The 14,916-nt window shown below is 49.1% G+C and carries 15 protein-coding genes; 4 read left to right on the plus strand and 11 right to left on the minus strand.

Annotated elements, in window-relative coordinates; translation table 11 throughout:
- Positions 1-240: 240 nt before the first annotated feature.
- The 3 genes from ACXAGX_RS06290 to ACXAGX_RS06300 form a co-directional block, all read right to left on the minus strand.
- A complete protein-coding gene (locus tag ACXAGX_RS06290; protein WP_474837268.1) occupies positions 241-1,248 on the minus strand; it encodes an MBL fold metallo-hydrolase in 1,008 nt (335 codons plus the stop codon).
- 100 nt (positions 1,249-1,348) lie between these two features.
- Positions 1,349-2,215, minus strand: coding sequence for a lysostaphin resistance A-like protein (locus tag ACXAGX_RS06295; protein ID WP_474837270.1), 867 nt, complete (start codon positions 2,213-2,215; stop codon positions 1,349-1,351).
- 108 nt (positions 2,216-2,323) lie between these two features.
- Positions 2,324-2,905, minus strand: a complete 582-nt coding sequence (locus ACXAGX_RS06300) for a YceB family lipoprotein (RefSeq protein WP_474837272.1) — start codon at positions 2,903-2,905, stop codon at positions 2,324-2,326.
- Between the two features lie 18 nt (positions 2,906-2,923).
- On the opposite strand from ACXAGX_RS06300, the gene ACXAGX_RS06305 reads away from it, so the two are divergent.
- Positions 2,924-3,145, plus strand: coding sequence for a M61 family metallopeptidase (locus ACXAGX_RS06305; protein ID WP_474824190.1), 222 nt, complete (start codon positions 2,924-2,926; stop codon positions 3,143-3,145).
- A gap of 242 nt (positions 3,146-3,387) precedes the next feature.
- On the opposite strand, the gene ACXAGX_RS06310 is transcribed toward ACXAGX_RS06305, so the two are convergent.
- Positions 3,388-4,065, minus strand: a complete 678-nt coding sequence (locus tag ACXAGX_RS06310; protein WP_474824192.1) for a type 1 glutamine amidotransferase domain-containing protein — start codon at positions 4,063-4,065, stop codon at positions 3,388-3,390.
- 120 nt (positions 4,066-4,185) lie between these two features.
- Between ACXAGX_RS06310 and ACXAGX_RS06315 the strand changes: the two genes are divergently transcribed.
- Positions 4,186-5,070: a LysR family transcriptional regulator gene (locus tag ACXAGX_RS06315; RefSeq protein ID WP_474837274.1), complete on the plus strand. Its 885-nt coding sequence runs from the start codon at positions 4,186-4,188 to the stop codon at positions 5,068-5,070.
- Between the two features lie 82 nt (positions 5,071-5,152).
- On the opposite strand, the gene ACXAGX_RS06320 is transcribed toward ACXAGX_RS06315, so the two are convergent.
- Together ACXAGX_RS06320 and ACXAGX_RS06325 are read right to left on the minus strand one after the other, a co-directional pair.
- Positions 5,153-5,488, minus strand: a complete 336-nt coding sequence (locus ACXAGX_RS06320) for a beta-propeller fold lactonase family protein (RefSeq protein ID WP_474837276.1) — start codon at positions 5,486-5,488, stop codon at positions 5,153-5,155.
- Complete coding sequence (locus tag ACXAGX_RS06325; protein WP_474837278.1) at positions 5,488-6,132, minus strand: MBL fold metallo-hydrolase; 645 nt, start codon at positions 6,130-6,132, stop codon at positions 5,488-5,490. The genes ACXAGX_RS06320 and ACXAGX_RS06325 overlap by 1 nt, the downstream gene beginning before the upstream one ends.
- A 174-nt stretch (positions 6,133-6,306) precedes the next feature.
- Here ACXAGX_RS06325 and ACXAGX_RS06330 point away from each other — a divergent pair, with 174 nt between their 5' ends.
- A complete protein-coding gene (locus ACXAGX_RS06330) occupies positions 6,307-8,400 on the plus strand; it encodes a UvrD-helicase domain-containing protein (protein ID WP_474837279.1) in 2,094 nt (697 codons plus the stop codon).
- Between the two features lie 25 nt (positions 8,401-8,425).
- Here ACXAGX_RS06330 and btsR read toward each other — a convergent pair whose 3' ends face one another.
- From btsR to ACXAGX_RS06355, 5 genes are all read right to left on the minus strand, one after another.
- Complete coding sequence (gene btsR, locus ACXAGX_RS06335; RefSeq protein WP_474824200.1) at positions 8,426-9,166, minus strand: two-component system response regulator BtsR; 741 nt, start codon at positions 9,164-9,166, stop codon at positions 8,426-8,428.
- Positions 9,160-10,875 (minus strand): LytS/YhcK type 5TM receptor domain-containing protein, encoded by a 1,716-nt coding sequence (locus tag ACXAGX_RS06340; RefSeq protein ID WP_474837281.1) that lies wholly within the window; start codon positions 10,873-10,875, stop codon positions 9,160-9,162. Before ACXAGX_RS06340 ends, btsR begins: the two co-directional genes overlap by 7 nt.
- A gap of 98 nt (positions 10,876-10,973) precedes the next feature.
- Positions 10,974-12,467 carry a carbon starvation CstA family protein gene (locus tag ACXAGX_RS06345; protein WP_474824204.1) on the minus strand — a complete coding sequence of 498 codons (1,494 nt, stop codon included), beginning with the start codon at positions 12,465-12,467 and terminating at the stop codon, positions 10,974-10,976.
- A gap of 232 nt (positions 12,468-12,699) precedes the next feature.
- On the minus strand, positions 12,700-13,602 hold the full coding sequence (locus ACXAGX_RS06350) for a MaoC family dehydratase (RefSeq protein ID WP_474824206.1): 903 nt from the start codon (positions 13,600-13,602) through the stop codon (positions 12,700-12,702).
- Positions 13,603-13,766: 164 nt separating this feature from the next.
- Entirely contained in the window at positions 13,767-14,522 is a 756-nt protein-coding gene (locus ACXAGX_RS06355) for a 4'-phosphopantetheinyl transferase family protein (RefSeq protein ID WP_474837283.1), read from the minus strand.
- 90 nt (positions 14,523-14,612) lie between these two features.
- Between ACXAGX_RS06355 and ACXAGX_RS06360 the strand changes: the two genes are divergently transcribed.
- Entirely contained in the window at positions 14,613-14,876 is a 264-nt protein-coding gene (locus ACXAGX_RS06360) for a phosphopantetheine-binding protein (RefSeq protein ID WP_474824210.1), read from the plus strand.
- Positions 14,877-14,916: the final 40 nt, after the last annotated feature.

The following is a 14,916-nucleotide window of genomic DNA, read 5'->3' on the forward strand; positions in this document are numbered from 1 at the left end:
CAAACGATCTTCAATTTCGCCTTTGGCATCAGAATAGGGTAAGGTTATAAAACAGCACGATGCCATTCTTGTCAGTAATCAGAAAGCATGACTCGCGAAAGTTAGCATAGGCTTCAGATAGTTTTAATGAGCCCTAGACTGTAGGTAGGGTATTATAATTTTCTAACTCACTGTATCAGCTACAATAATGCTGTTTAGGTAAATACTAGCTTACTCCCAAAGTGCTAAGTTTCTACTGCGTTACAACGACACGCTTTCTCCTTCATTCAGAATCACCAGCGGCAATTCAGTGTTTACCTGTTGATGCATTTTCAACAATCGCTTAAGCGGCGAGTGGGAAGAGTGGTCGCCCATTTGCCAGCTGGCATTGCCGTAGCCCCATGGGATCATCACTTTGCATCCAAGATCCTCTGCGGCGACTAATGCATCTTCGGGTGTGGTGTGAACATACCGGTACCACTTTGAATATTCCGGGTGGTAGTACGATGCTATAGGCATTAAGCAAACATCAATATCGCCGTATCGTTTTTGTATATCTTTGAAGTGTTCTGAGTAACCGGTGTCACCAGCGAATAAAAGCTTTTTGCCTTCGTGCTCAATTAACCAGCCACCCCATAGCGCCTGTTCGTTATCCTGGTAGATGAAAGGTACCCAGAAGCGACTGTTGAAGTGATGCGCTGGTATTGCACTAATCTTTGCAGCTCCTAACTGATAATCACTGTACCAACCCATTTCTTTAATAGTAAGTCCGTTATCAGGTAAGTAACTGCCGGTGTCCTGATGCACGAAATAGGTTGGCTCGTTGCCTAGTTTGCTGATGTCTGCTTTATTGAAATGATCGTAGTGCAAATGTGAGTAGAGTACTACATCGATGTCAGTAGTCGCCGCATCTGGCCAATCAGGAGGCTGGCGGAGGATGCCGCCCGATAATGCATGTGCCCAGTTTATCGGCCAGTCAAACTGTCCGCTTACCGGGTCGAAAAGTAGCTTAGTGCTGTCTGAAAGTGTTACTAGAAAGCTTGCATGACCCAACCAGGTTATTTCGAAGCCATAAGACTGTTTGACCTTCGGGTTTTCTCCGCGAAACAGACACCGGCTGCTGTCTTCGTTGCATTGCATCAGGGGAGTGTCTGGATAACAGTTTTCTTCACAGATAACCGGATATTCTTTTTCTCCCGGATAGCTATTTTTATATCTGCCATCGCTCGCTTTGGCTACAGGGCCTGATTCTGAATATATGCGTTCCACTGAGTTGGGCTTTGAAAATATAGAACACCCGCTTAGTGAAATAATGAAGAACAGGCATGCGAGTAGGTAGGATAGTGTTTTCATTTCTTGTATCTTCAATTTAACTATTCATCATCGGATAAGTCAGCAACAACATGTGCGTCACGTTCAGCAACCAGTGGGTGATTACGGCAAAAATAATGCGTCCGGTAAGCAGGTAAACCGTACCGTAGAGTAATCCCGCCACTGTCGCGACCAGCACGTAACTTGCTCCACCTGCAAAATGCGCGACTCCAAATACAACGCTGGTTATTGCTAGCACCAGAGTTGTACGCACTGTTGGTGAATGGTAGGCTGGAAGCTTCGCAAGCACGAGCTTAAACAACAACCCCCGGAATAACAGTTCTTCAGCCACGCAGGTATTGATGAGATTAGAAATGGCGATTAATGGAAAGTAGCCTGGTAAAGCGATTTGCCAGGTGACGATGCCTGTACTGACTGCAATAACGACTACAGCAGCGATCCCCAAGGGTACGCAGAGTGTGGGTATCCACCAGTGAATCGATTTATCTGACGGCAAACTGCGTTTAAAAAACGGAACAAAACATAGCGCTGACCAGCTAAACAGGGCTTTATCAACATTCAGATACAGGTTAATGGGTAAACTGTTGGCTTTGAGCACTTCGTTTTCAGCCAGCAAAAGCCCATGGTAACCGGGGAGTTGATGAACGATGAGTCCTGCACTCAGTAGTATCCAAATCAGCTGATAAAGCCGGGTTAACCATATATTGTCAGCGTTGTTGTCAGGTTCGGCCAATCGCCAGGTGACGTAAATATAAAGCGCTACGAAAAGTAAAAATACGGGAGACAGGGAAACAAAACAGAGCGCCGATAAAAGCACAAACGGCAGCCCGAACTTCACCCATCGGGAAGCCGCAAAACTGCTCGCTATCAATAAAGCGGATACGGATAAATAGAGTTCTGCCAACGGTTCTCTTCCCTGAGTTTCAAAATATTCTCAAACGCGCCATAGCGCGTCAGCGATTTAGCTTTACTTCATACCTTCTTTTTTGTGCAACTAAAATTGCCACTTTCATTACTCAGAAGTTTGCGGCCTAAACAAAATCTTGCCGGATTCAACCGTCATCACTAGCGGCATATCGGTCAGCCATGCGTAGGTAGCTGGTACATCCTTCACTTCGTAAACGGGCTGCTCCATCAAAAAATGATTCAGCAGGCTCATTACCTTACTGCTCACCGGCGCAAGGTTGCCGCGATAACCCATGGCATCGACGGTGGTGTCGTTCAGTACCAGCGAGCGAATGAATACGGCCTTTTTGCTTGGGTCGTAATAGGGCATACCTTCAACGTCTAGCTTCACTTTGGCTGGATATTTCATGCCGAGCACGGATACGCTTGCCGTGGCATCGGCAATGAGCTGGATGGTCTGGCGATTTTCCGGCCCGATATTCACTTGCATGTCGTCTACTTCGAGAAGCAGGGGGATGCCAAGAATCGAACCTTGTTCCTGCACGCTAGCTACCTGCCTATCTACTACCCGCTGAAGGTCGGCATTGGTTACACTGTATGAAGCCAATGAGGCGAGGGTGCTACAACCGGCCAGGGCAACCATACAAACGAAAGCAACGAGCAGGCGGAAATTTAAAAAGCGGTTCATATAAACTCCGTATTCGAGGTGAGGCGTCAGTTTACCAAACACGCTGGCAGAGCTGATAATTTATTTAAATACGCGGTACAGTTCAACAACGCGGTGCACCACGAAGCTACGATTAGCTCAACCTTCACCGGCGCGAAAGGGGAGTATTTGGATTTTCAAATGAGCCGCTCATCGCCGGGGCGTTATGCCATTCATGAATTCGCTACAAGCGTTTCGATAAAGAACTGGAAACGGAAGTAACGTTTTATCAAAAGCCAGATTTGAAGATTACCGAGATGGCGGAAGACGAAGTGAGTTATAAAGCGACATCATTCCGTAGTGCATGGTTGGGTGAAGCGGAGAGCGAAGAGGAGAGGTAATTCCGTTTCATTATTTGATTAAAGCACGACAGAAAGCGGGAGATACATCAGAGTGCCTCCCGCTTTTTAAATAGTGCTCTTGCTAACCTACTAGTTTTAACGAGCAGCCTTGGCGCGAAGTCTTCAGTGGTTGCTGAGCTGTTTAACCATCGCCTTTGCCACACTATGAGCACTCGACGGGTTCTGGCCTGTAATCACGCGGCCATCCTCAATCACAAAATCCTGCCACGGCTGTACTTTACTGAATCGCGCCGCCTTTCGCGCTAGCGCTTCTTCAAGTAAGAACGGAATGTCGTCGATGGTACCGTAATCGATTTCTTCTTCGCGAGTAAATGCGGTCACTGACTTGTCTGCCAGTAAGGTTTCCCCGGAAGACAAGGTGATTGGCAGCAGTGCAGCAGGACCGTGACATACAGCGCCCAGTAATCCGCCTTGTTCATAATGGGTGGCCGCAAGTGTGGCAAAGTCTTTATTAGTCGCTAAATCACTCAGCAAACCAAAACCACCGGGATAGAAGATTGCTGCGTAATCATCAATGTTCACTTCTGAGACAGGCAGGCTGTTGCTAATCCGGCTCTTAACATCGTCGCTGTTAAGCACCTGCGCGTTAATCTCATCACCTTCGATATCCGTGCCATAAATCGGTACCTCGCCACCTGTAATAGAGGCAATGTCATATTCATAACCGTGTTCATTGAACACATGCAGCGCATGGGTAAGCTCAGGTGAATAGGTGCCGTTAGCCTGATCGGTTGAACCCAGGGTAGCGTGATTAGTGACGGGAATTAGTATCTTTTTCATCGGAAGTCCTCCGGTTGCTGTATTGATTCGCGACCACTATATAATGCAACCTGTTGGTTGATAATCCGCTGAATTTGATAAACACTGTTGCTGTATAGCAATAATCAGGCGTTGAAGCAGATGGACAGTTTTGAAGGTGTTGTGGAATTTATCGCGGTGGCAGAAACAAGGGGCTTTTCTGCTGCCGCAAGACAGCTGGGATGTAGTACAAGTCACGTAAGCCGTCAGCTTGCCCGATTGGAAGAGCGGCTTGGTTGTGTGCTGTTGTCCCGCACCACACGGCTGGTGAGTCTGACCGACAGCGGTGAAGTGTATTATCAGCAGGTAAAAGATTTGCTTACTGGCCTTCAGCAAGCCAATGAAATGGTGAACGTGCAGCAAATTAATCTTACTGGCACGCTGCGTGTGAGTGCTGCCGGGGGATTTGCCGAACATTATGTCGCACCGGCACTGATGCGTTTTACCGAAGCCCATCCCGGCCTGTCCATTGAAATGGATTTCAACAGCCGTATGGTTAACTTTGTGGAAGACGGCGTCGACTTCGCTATTCGCTACGGCGAACTCACTGATTCAAGCCTCATTGCCCGCAAGCTGGTTAATCGCCCGATGATGGCGGTTGCAGCCTCACACTATCTGGCGCGATGCAGCGAACCGAAAGAACCGGGAGATTTGAAAAAACACAGCTGCATTATCTCAAATAACGACACCTGGAAATTTCAGCGTAATGATGTCGTAGAGACTATAAAAGTTAAAGGGCGCTGGCGAAGCAATAACGCTAATGCGGTACTACAAGCCTGCGAGCAGGGCCTAGGCATTGCTTACATGCCGGCGAGTACTTTTTCAGCCGCTGTGGATAGTGGACGGTTGCAGCCTGTGCTGAAGCCTTGGTGGGGCAAGGGCGCAGGCAGCTGGCTCGTGTATCAGAATAGACGGTTCATGCCCCTGCGAACGCGCATGGCGATTGATTACCTGGTGGATTATTTCGCGGATTGGCGGGAAGAGTAAAGGCAGAAACCAGGTTGGTTTCTGCGCTCAGGGCCAATGGTGTCCTGTAGCCAGGTAAAAGCGCTGAATAAGCCACCATTGCTTATTCAATAACAGTAATAATCTCTACCCAGTTAGCGCCTGTATCCGTGGGCGCTTCATCAACTTTTTTCGCCAGACCGGTTTCAGCGTTAAGCCGGTATAAACCAACGGATGATGCTTTTTCACCTGCCACCACCATAAATCGCCCATCTTCGCTAAGGTTAAAGCCTCTGGGCTGGGTTTCTACTTTTGTCATACCAGCGAATTGCCCGCTACTGGTTGATTCGGTTCGCCGTGCCCAGTTGCGGCAATCAGGCTCAATACCATTAATAATAAGAGCGATTTTACGTGGCGAGGGAGTATCGTCATGGCTTCGTCCTTTTAAGCTCAGCCCCATCACCCAAATTTACTGTCTGCCACAAACGGATTGGTTTTGCGCTCGGTACCAATGGTGCTGGTGGGTCCGTGGCCAGGATAGACGGTCATTTCATCGGGCAGGGTAAACAGCTTATTTCGAATGCTATCGATGAGTTGTTGATGATTGCCCCGTGGGAAATCGGTGCGACCGATGGACCCGGCAAACAGAATATCTCCCACAATCACGGTATTGCTGTCTCGTTCTACCAGCGCCACGTGACCGGGCGTATGGCCGGGACAATGAAGTACATCAAGGGTGAGGTTGCCCACGGTAATCGTGTCGTTGTCGTTCAGCCATTGATTTGGTGCGAATGGGGAAGCTGGCGGGAAACGAAACATCTGGCTTTGCTGCGGTAATCCATCCAACCAAAACTTATCGCCAACATGTGGGCCGATTACGGGTACATCGTAGTGTTTAGCCACTTCTGTGGTCGCGCCAACATGATCGAGATGGCCATGAGTGAGAATGATTTTTTCAATCGTCACTTTGTTTTGCGCTGCTGCATCGTACAATTTAGCGCTGTCACCGCCTGGATCAACAAACGCCCCTTTCATGGTAGCAGGGTCCCAAATAAGCGAACAGTTCTGGGCAAAGGGCGTAACAGGGATAACTTGTATTTTCACGGGCAAATCCAGAAAAAGGTTTCCGGCATTCTAGCAACTGCGAATGAATAACTGAAGATAGTGTAGAATGCCGGCGTGGCATTTTGCCGCAGTAACGCTAAGGTGTCACTGAGTTGCTCAAACGCGCCAGTTACTACATAAAAAGTTACGACCTGAAATTTAAGGATAGTGTTGTTGCCAGTTCTTGTTGTTCATCCCAATATTCTGGGAAAGTTTTTTGCTAAACCCTCAATCAGTCTCACGAACGAAAATTTAGTTTTCACACAAAAAAGTGGCAGGGAAAACACGCTGTCGCTAGCTTCTGTACGTACGCTTTTTCAGGTAAAGAAACGCATTCTCGGCTACGAATTGCAATTGCCGGGGGCAAAAACATCGGTGCGTTACCGGTTTCTGAAAGCAGACAACGTAGTGGCATTGCAGGAAACTGCCAACAAAATCATTCGAAGCCACATTAAGGCGTATCTACACACGGTTTTTACTGTTTTCAATAACAAGGTGAAGCTGCAATATCCGCGAGATTCATGGGAAGCCGAACTGCGCGAACTTATTGAAACGCTGCATCAGCATTACAGTAACTACAAAGCCGACTGGCAAGCACTGTTATCGGCTGACGCCCTACGCGAAGTAGAAGAGATAGCGAGCCTGTATCCGTTTGATATGGCCAGCTTACGAACTTACCATGAACACCTGCAGCTAAAAGCCCGCCGCACATTTCTCGATACGGTAGAGTCTAACCCGTTAACCGAGGAACAGCGCCTCGCGGTGCTTCGCGCCAACGATAGAAATTTGGTGCTGGCAGCTGCGGGTACAGGCAAAACGTCGGTAATGGTGGCGAAGGCGCTGGATATGATAGACCGTGGCTTGGCAAAGCCCTCGGAAGTATTGATTCTTGCTTACAACCGTACGGCATCGGAAGAGCTTAAATCACGTTTGCTGGAAACGGCCAAAAGTCGGAATATTGCTTTGGCCGACGCGCCACAAATCTTTACCTTTCATGGTCTTGGTCGTGAGCTTTTGCAGCATGCTGGCGTACCCTTCGCGCTGAGTGAGCTTGCGGAAAATAGTCAACGGTTAAAGCAATGGGTATTGGAATGGATTAAAGGTTATAGCGATGAAAATCCAACGGTGTTTCAGGAGCTCGCGGGTTTGCTTTCGCCACATTCAGCGAAGGGCAAAACAAATCTGGCAAACGAGCGAGCCGCTTTGTCGTCTTGTGTGGAAACCCTTGTCAGTGCCTTGCAAGCAATACGCATAGAGAAGTTGAAACCTGCCGATGTTAGCAAGCGACTGACGAGTGCAGGCATTAAACCGGCCAGAAAGATAACGAGTTTACTCAGTGCCTTGCATAAGGCTTATGTAAGTGAACTAAAGCGTCAGGACTGCATGGATTTTGATGATCTTATTACCCGCGCCATAGAGAGCATCAACTGCGGAGTAATAAAGCCAACCTGGAAGTATGTGCTGGTAGATGAATTTCAGGATATCTCCACCGCGCGTATGGCGTTGTTAGAAGCCATTCTGGCAAAAGGTCATGAGGTATCACTTACTGCGGTGGGCGACGACTGGCAGTCTATTTACCGTTTCTCCGGCGGTAAACTTGAACTCACCACGCGCTTTGGCGAACGGGTGGGCAGCTATACCGAAACTAAACTGCAGAAAACCTTTCGCTATAACAACAGTATTGCGGATACCGCTGGGCAGTTCATTATGGCGAACCCCGAGCAATTCAGAAAACACATACATACGCACACCAAAGTCGATTCACCTCAGGTGTTTTTGCTGGATAACAAGCCGGGCAATGACAATGGTGTTTTTGAGCGTGTTGCGGAAGTGGTCGCGAAAATCCGTGGCAATGAATCTTCAAGCTCTATTGCTGTTATCGCCCGCTACAATTTTCTGTTGGATGAAACGAAGGCCACACTAACTCGGCTTAATCTCGCCAACCATGTGCATTTCTGGAGTTTTCATAAATCCAAAGGGCTGGAAGCAGACCACTGTATTTTAATTGGCTTCAGCAAGGGTAAAAACGGGTTTCCCAGTGAGGGCAGGGAGAACGCGCTGATTGAAGCGCTATTGCCCGCGCTAGATGATTATCCTTACTCGGAAGAACGGCGGTTGATGTACGTCGGCATCACCCGGGCAAAACATAAGTGCTACATCATTGCTGACCCCTCGTCGCCATCCGAGTTTGTGAAGGAACTGCTGAGCCCGGAATACTCGATTAACATCGGGTCTGCTGCATTTCATCGCCAGGCCGGTAATTGCTAATGTTTCATCGTGTGTAAACACAGCCTTAGTGGTTGTGCAATTGTAACCCGTCTTTTAGTTTTTTCAGGTAACGGCGGCTCACCGGAATAGACTCGCCACACCGCATATGCAGGATGGCGAGGCCGTTATCGAGCAACTTGATTTCGGCAACCTGACTAAGGCGTACAAGGTATTGACGGTGACAACGCACTAGAGTGGTTTTCTGTTCCAGGGTTTTCAGCGTCAACTGGGTATCCGCCTGTTGCGATGCTGTTTTAACATGCACTCCTGCCACGTCACTGAATGCAAATTCAATGTCAGCTTCAGGCACCAGCAGAATACGCTGGTGACCGGCACAGGGAATAATTGACAGCGTCGGTGACGCTACCGTCTCAATCACTTTCAGCGGTTGCGTTCGCTTCTTCAGTTTCGCCAGGGTTTTGGCCAGGCGTTCGGGTTCAACAGGTTTGAGGAGATAATCGAACGCATTTTCTTCAAACGCCTGAATTGCATACTGTTCGAACGCTGTAACAAGCACCACATGGGGCAGGGTTTGCACATCGGGAAGCGCGTCCACATCCAGCATAGCGAGTAAATCCAGGCCGGTAAGCTGCGGCATTTCAATATCGAGAAAGATCACATCGGGCTGATGAAGCTGAATCATCTTCAGCCCCTCGATGGCGTTTGCTGCTTCACCCACAATGGTTATCTCGCCGCTTTCCTCAAGCAGTTCGCAGAGTGCATCGCGGGCCAGCGGCTCATCGTCAATTACCAGGGCGGTTAGCATTCAGTTATCTCCTCATTTTTCAGCTTCGCGGACTGACTGGTTAACAGCGGCACGCTGAAAGACATCCGAGTGAATTCTCCGGGCTGACATTCTGTTATCAGTCCTGATGTCGTGCCAAACTGGTAAATCAAACGCTTATCGACAATGTCCATGCCCAGCCCTTCGCTGTCAGCATGGCGAGGTTGGTAGAGCCCGGCATTATCCTCAACCACCACACACACCTGATTGTCACTGGTGAGTCTGGCGCTGATGGTGATGGTACCGCCATCAAGCTGCTGTGCGATTCCATGTTTAACCGCATTCTCGACCAGTGGCTGTAAAGTGAAACTGGGAATGAGCACCGGGAGCGTGGCATCGTCACAGGCGATATGAACGCTGAGGCGCTCAGCGAAACGGGCTTTCTCAATAGACAGGTAGGCATTTACATGCTCGATTTCCTGTTTCAGCGATACCAGCGCGGTGTTCTGCTTAAGGTTAATACGGAAAAAACGCGACAGGCTGAGGATAAGCTCTCTGGCTCTGTCGGGCTCCCGCCGCACAATGGCGCTGATGGTATTGAGCGCATTGAACAGAAAGTGAGGATTGACCTGAGCGTGAAGCAGTTTTATTTCTGATTGTGAAAGCAATTCCTGCTGTTGCTGATAAGCACCGTACACAATCTGGCTGGACAGCAGCTGAGCAATGCCTTCGGCCATTGACATAGTCACGGTAGACATAAATTTGCGTTTCGGCTCATACAGCTTGATGGTGCCAACCACTTCGGAGCCGGAATGCAGAGGGATAATGAGCACTGAACCCAGCGGGCAGTGCTTATCCAGCGAGCACTGATAATGACGTTCTGCGCCGTCTACGTGGACGATGACATTGTTGTTAATCGACTCCAGCGTGCTGGATGAGGAAATAGGGGTCTCGGGCAGGTGGTGATCGTCGCCGATGCCGATAAAGGCGAGAATTTTTTCCTTGTCGGTTATCGCCACTGCGCCCACGTTGGTCTCCTCATACACAATGCGAGCAACTTTTTCGGCGTTGATACGGTTAAAACCTGAGTAAAGCAAACCCACTGAGCGGTCTGCAATCGACAGGGCGCGGCGGGAAAACGTGGCGGAATAGCGTTCGAAAATAGTTTTCTTATCAGACAGGATACTGATGAAAAGCGCAGCGCCTACCGTATTGGCAATAATCATCGGGGCAGCGATGTCGCTGACCAGGGCGAAAGATTTGTCGAAAGGTTTGGCTACCGTCAGCAGGATGGCCATTTGTACGAGTTCTGCGAACAGCGTGATAAGGCCTATACGCCAGGGCGTGAACAGCGCCAGCCGATGATTTTTCCGCACGTAAAATACGTGCATCAGGCCGCCAATCAATCCTTCAGCAGTGGTTGAGAGGGCGCAGGCGAGATCGGTGAATCCTCCCAGCGTGTAGCGGTGCAGACCGCCGGTTAAGCCCACCGCGAATCCCACTACCGGACCACCCAGTACGCCGCCGATCACCGCGCCTATGGCCCGGGTATTGGCAATTGCATCGTTGATTTGCAGGCCGAAGTAAGTGCCGAGGATACAGAACGACGAAAATACAAAATACACCAGATAGCGGTGACGTTTATGTGACGAAATACTGAGAATGGGAAGGAACAACGGGGTCTTGCTCAGCAGGTACGCTAACACCAGATAGACGCACATTTGTTGAAGCAGTGAGAGGATCAGTTCCATAACGGTGTCAGAAAGAGCAGGCTAAAGCGGGTAGTGTAACCTATTTCCCGGTGGAAAAGGGACAGGCCATCCTGCAAAGCAGATGGCCTGTCAGACTGTTAAGCGTCTACCGGCTGGCGGGATTCTTCGCTTTTTACAGTCAGCGGCTGCAACGGCTCTTCGCCTTTGCCTTTGGAAATACGAATCACATACACCGTGGTCAGCAGCGACACAACAACACCGGTGATGGTAGAGACATTCATTGCCAGTCCAAAACCCAGAGTCGAGTTGTTCAGGATAAAGGTCACACACACAGCGGTCATAAAGATTGCCGGAATCGTGGTGATCCAGTGCAGCTTGTTGTGACGCAGCAGGTAAGCTGACGCGGTCCACAGCATCATTACCGCTGTTGCCTGGTTTGCAAAGCCGAAGTAGCGCCAGATCACACCGAAGTCGACCTGCGTCAGAATCGCACCCAGTACAAATAAGGGAGCAGCCATCAGAATACGGTTACGGATATTCTTCTGACCCACGTTGAAGTACTCGGCCAGGATCAGGCGGCTTGAGCGGAAAGCGGTGTCGCCGGATGTGATAGGCAGAATAACGACCCCAAGGAATGCCAGGATCCCGCCGAACACACCTAACAGACCAAATGACGCTGAGTAAACTACATTGCCCGGACCACCATCGAGCACAGCGCTGGCCAGACCGTTCAAGTCGTCGAAGTAGGACAAGGCAATTGCACACCAAATCAGGGCGATGACGCCTTCACCAATCATGGCACCAAAAAACACGAAGCGACCATTCTTCTCATTTTCCATACAGCGCGCCATCAGCGGAGACTGGGTGGCATGGAAGCCGGAGATTGCACCACAGGCAATGGTGATGAACAGCGCGGGCCAAAGTGGCATGTCATTCGGGTTCAGGTTCGTCAGCATGTCGCTGGCGGTAAACTGGCTCAGGATAGAATGTTCGTCAGAGAACCAGGCCGCGCCCAGTAAGCCTACCGACATGAAAATCAGCAGCGCACCGAAGAACGGATAGAAGCGGCCAATCACTTTATCTACCGGGATAATTGTAGCTAGAACGTAATAGGCGAAAATCACTGCCACCATCACACCCACTTCTACATGCATGGAGGTTTGTTCGTTAACCAGATTGGTGATCATGCCGGCCGGAGCGGACACAAAGACCACACCAACAAGCAGCAGTAACACAATGGCGAACAGGTTCATGAAATGCCTAGCACCGCGGCCCAGGTAGCGTCCGGACAGGCTGGGAACGGATTCACCGTTATTGCGAACCGACAGCATGCCGGAGAAATAGTCGTGCACGGCACCGGCAAAAATACAGCCCAGTACAATCCACAACATGGCCGCAGGGCCGTAAAGTGCCCCCATAATCGGGCCGAATATCGGACCGACACCAGCGATATTCAACAGCTGGACCAGATACACCTTGGGCGTGGACATTGGCACGTAATCCACGCCGTCGGTCTGCGTATGGGCCGGTGTAGGGCGGGCAGGCTTAGTGCCAAAGACCTTTTCGACAAAGGCGCCGTAAATAAAATAGCCTGCAATAAGAGCGGCTACACAAATAAGAAACAAACTCACGGGCATCATCCTTATAAATTGTAAATAGCTAACGCAGTAATGTTTGATTTAGGTTAATAAAGTGAATGAGATGATGCATGGGTTAAATGTTTAAGTGGTCGTATAGCGAATTAAGCGGCCAGGAATGGTTGGAATTTAGACAGATGTAACGCGCGAACTCTACCGAGAACCAGCGTTTTTCAAAACACTGAGAATAATTGCGTACTAACACTTCGCTTAAGGAGCGGGATGGTTATGTTCTTGCCGCAATTACCTGCCCACGCAGTAAAACTTGTTTTCTGCGTTTTACCTGCGGGTTTCGCAATTCAAACACCAAACCGTTGTCTGCATTATTCGCCAGTGTATGACTGCATAGTGTCAGTTCAGAAGGCAATGTGACCGGGTAGTGAAAGGTATTGGTGATCGAGAAGGATTCTTGTGGGTGAATGAACGACAAATCTAATGACGACACGCTGCGAGATAACACGTGAACGCCATGGGCGATGGCTTGTTTGAACCCAAACAGCTTTGCACTCCAGTGGTATAAATGGATAGGGTTGTAGTCGCCACTAATTCGCGCATAGCGTCTGCCTGCATTGCTCGCGAACGTTAACGCTGAGGTAGTTGCCTCTTGGCTTTGTGCCAGCGACGCTTTTTCTGTATCGGCTGCATCGCCCTTCGCCAGCGTATCGGATGCCGCCCGGTAAAGGTAAGTGCTGGTGATGGTTTGGCAAACGCTGCCGTGCTGTTTCACCAGCAAGACAATATCGACAACAATACCGCGAGGATGCATTCGAATATTGCTGAAATGACAATGTATGTGCATGTCATCATGGGTTAACGGGCGTGTTTGTTCAATGTTGTTTTCTATGTGCACCAAACCCATAAGCGGGAAAGGTGATGCCTTACTGGAAAGGGTTTCAACGTGTTGCGATAGCCCCAGGAAAAGGGAAAAGCAAGGGTGTATGTTGTCGTGCTGCCAGTGGTGATTACGATGAAAGATTTGAACCGCATCGCCAATTTGCGCCGCCGAGAACGTTTTTTCGCAACTTACATCAGGCAATTCAGTAACCTGTTGTTGTGATATCCACTGCTGTAGCAATGGCGTGTCAGCCCGCTTCATTGCCGCTTTCATGGTTTGTAAAAACTGCTGCACTGCAAACTCCTTTTACTACAGTGATAACTTCCTGAACCTGCATTGTTTTCAGGCATGTATTTATGTGGCAATACGCTTACCGACAGCCTACGTTAGCGTACTTTCAATGATTTAGCACACGTTACCTTTTAACAATCAGGCTAGTGCATCAGGTTCACTGGCGCTCAAACGATTAAACGTTTACACATTACCGACAGTTCTGGTTCATCATTTTCTGCCACCGCCAGGGCCATGCTGAAATCATCGCCAAAGCATTGCTGGCCAAAACGCCACCGCCGCCCGCTGGCCTGTGAGTTTGGGGTTATCGTCACCTTTGGTTGCGCAGAATCGATGTCTGAAAAATAAAAACTATCGCCGGCAATGGCCATGCCTTTTCCTTCTGCCTTAATGAACGCTTCCTTCAATGTCCAAAGCGCGTAAAAGTGCTTCAGTTGCGCAGTTTCATCGGGTGCATTTAATAGCAACGCATGTTCCAGTGGATGGAAATAAAACGCTGCGAGGTCACGTACGTTACGTGATACATCGAGTTTTTCTATGTCTATGCCGCACTCGCGGCCGCGAGCGATGGCAATCACAATCATGTTGCCAGAATGGGAAACATTAAAGTGAATGTTAAGAGGATTCGTGCGTAAAGCAGGTTTGCCAAAGTCATTGAAAATAAACGCTATATCAGCGGGCGGAAGGCCAGGATGTAATGCTGCAAGAAGCAAGCGAAGAGCCCCCCGGGCTATGAGAAATCGCTGTTGCGCTTCAGGCTTGCGGAACTGCAATATACGGCGAAGTTCGCTATCTGACAGCACTGAGCGAAACAGCGCTAATTGGTGATTTTCTTCATACTGACGAGTATCAAGTAGCCACAGGTGTACATCTTGATCACCGATGTTTTGCGCTGGTTTGGCGAAAATTAAATCTGAAAACATGCCGGGTTGCAGAAATAGTTTTTATTGTAACATTAGTTTAAACTAGCGCCCTTTCAGAGAGAAGCGTACATAGTAAGGACAGTATCAACTATGGCTACACATACAGAATCCGAATTAAAAATGGCTGAACTTTTGGTTGAAGCCCTCAATTTAGAAGACATGGAAGCGGAAGAAATTGATCCGGAAGATCAATTGTTCGGTGACGGTCTGGGACTCGATTCTATTGATGCGCTGGAAATTTCATTAGCGATATCAAAAGAATACGGCGTACAAATTAAAGCGGAAGACGAAGGCACACGCGAAGCGTTCGAGACCTTACGCAGCTTAACCGCATTTGTTGAAAAGAATAAATAAAATCGGGCGGTTACCCTCGGATCGGCGGTAAATAAAGCTA

It is taken from the genome of Alteromonas sp. ABV4_515, assembly GCF_056160345.1.

Excerpts from the sequence above, each read along its gene's own strand:
- ACXAGX_RS06320 (WP_474837276.1), bottom strand. The coding sequence starts at position 5,488 with ATGGGGCTGAGCTTAAAAGGACGAAGCCATGACGATACTCCCTCGCCA.
- ACXAGX_RS06355 (WP_474837283.1), bottom strand. The coding sequence starts at position 14,522 with ATGTTTTCAGATTTAATTTTCGCCAAACCAGCGCAAAACATCGGTGAT.
- ACXAGX_RS06310 (WP_474824192.1), bottom strand. The coding sequence starts at position 4,065 with ATGAAAAAGATACTAATTCCCGTCACTAATCACGCTACCCTGGGTTCA.
- ACXAGX_RS06340 (WP_474837281.1), bottom strand. The coding sequence starts at position 10,875 with ATGGAACTGATCCTCTCACTGCTTCAACAAATGTGCGTCTATCTGGTG.
- btsR (WP_474824200.1), bottom strand. The coding sequence starts at position 9,166 with ATGCTAACCGCCCTGGTAATTGACGATGAGCCGCTGGCCCGCGATGCA.
- ACXAGX_RS06360 (WP_474824210.1), top strand. The coding sequence starts at position 14,613 with ATGGCTACACATACAGAATCCGAATTAAAAATGGCTGAACTTTTGGTT.
- ACXAGX_RS06300 (WP_474837272.1), bottom strand. The coding sequence starts at position 2,905 with ATGAACCGCTTTTTAAATTTCCGCCTGCTCGTTGCTTTCGTTTGTATG.
- ACXAGX_RS06315 (WP_474837274.1), top strand. The coding sequence starts at position 4,186 with ATGGACAGTTTTGAAGGTGTTGTGGAATTTATCGCGGTGGCAGAAACA.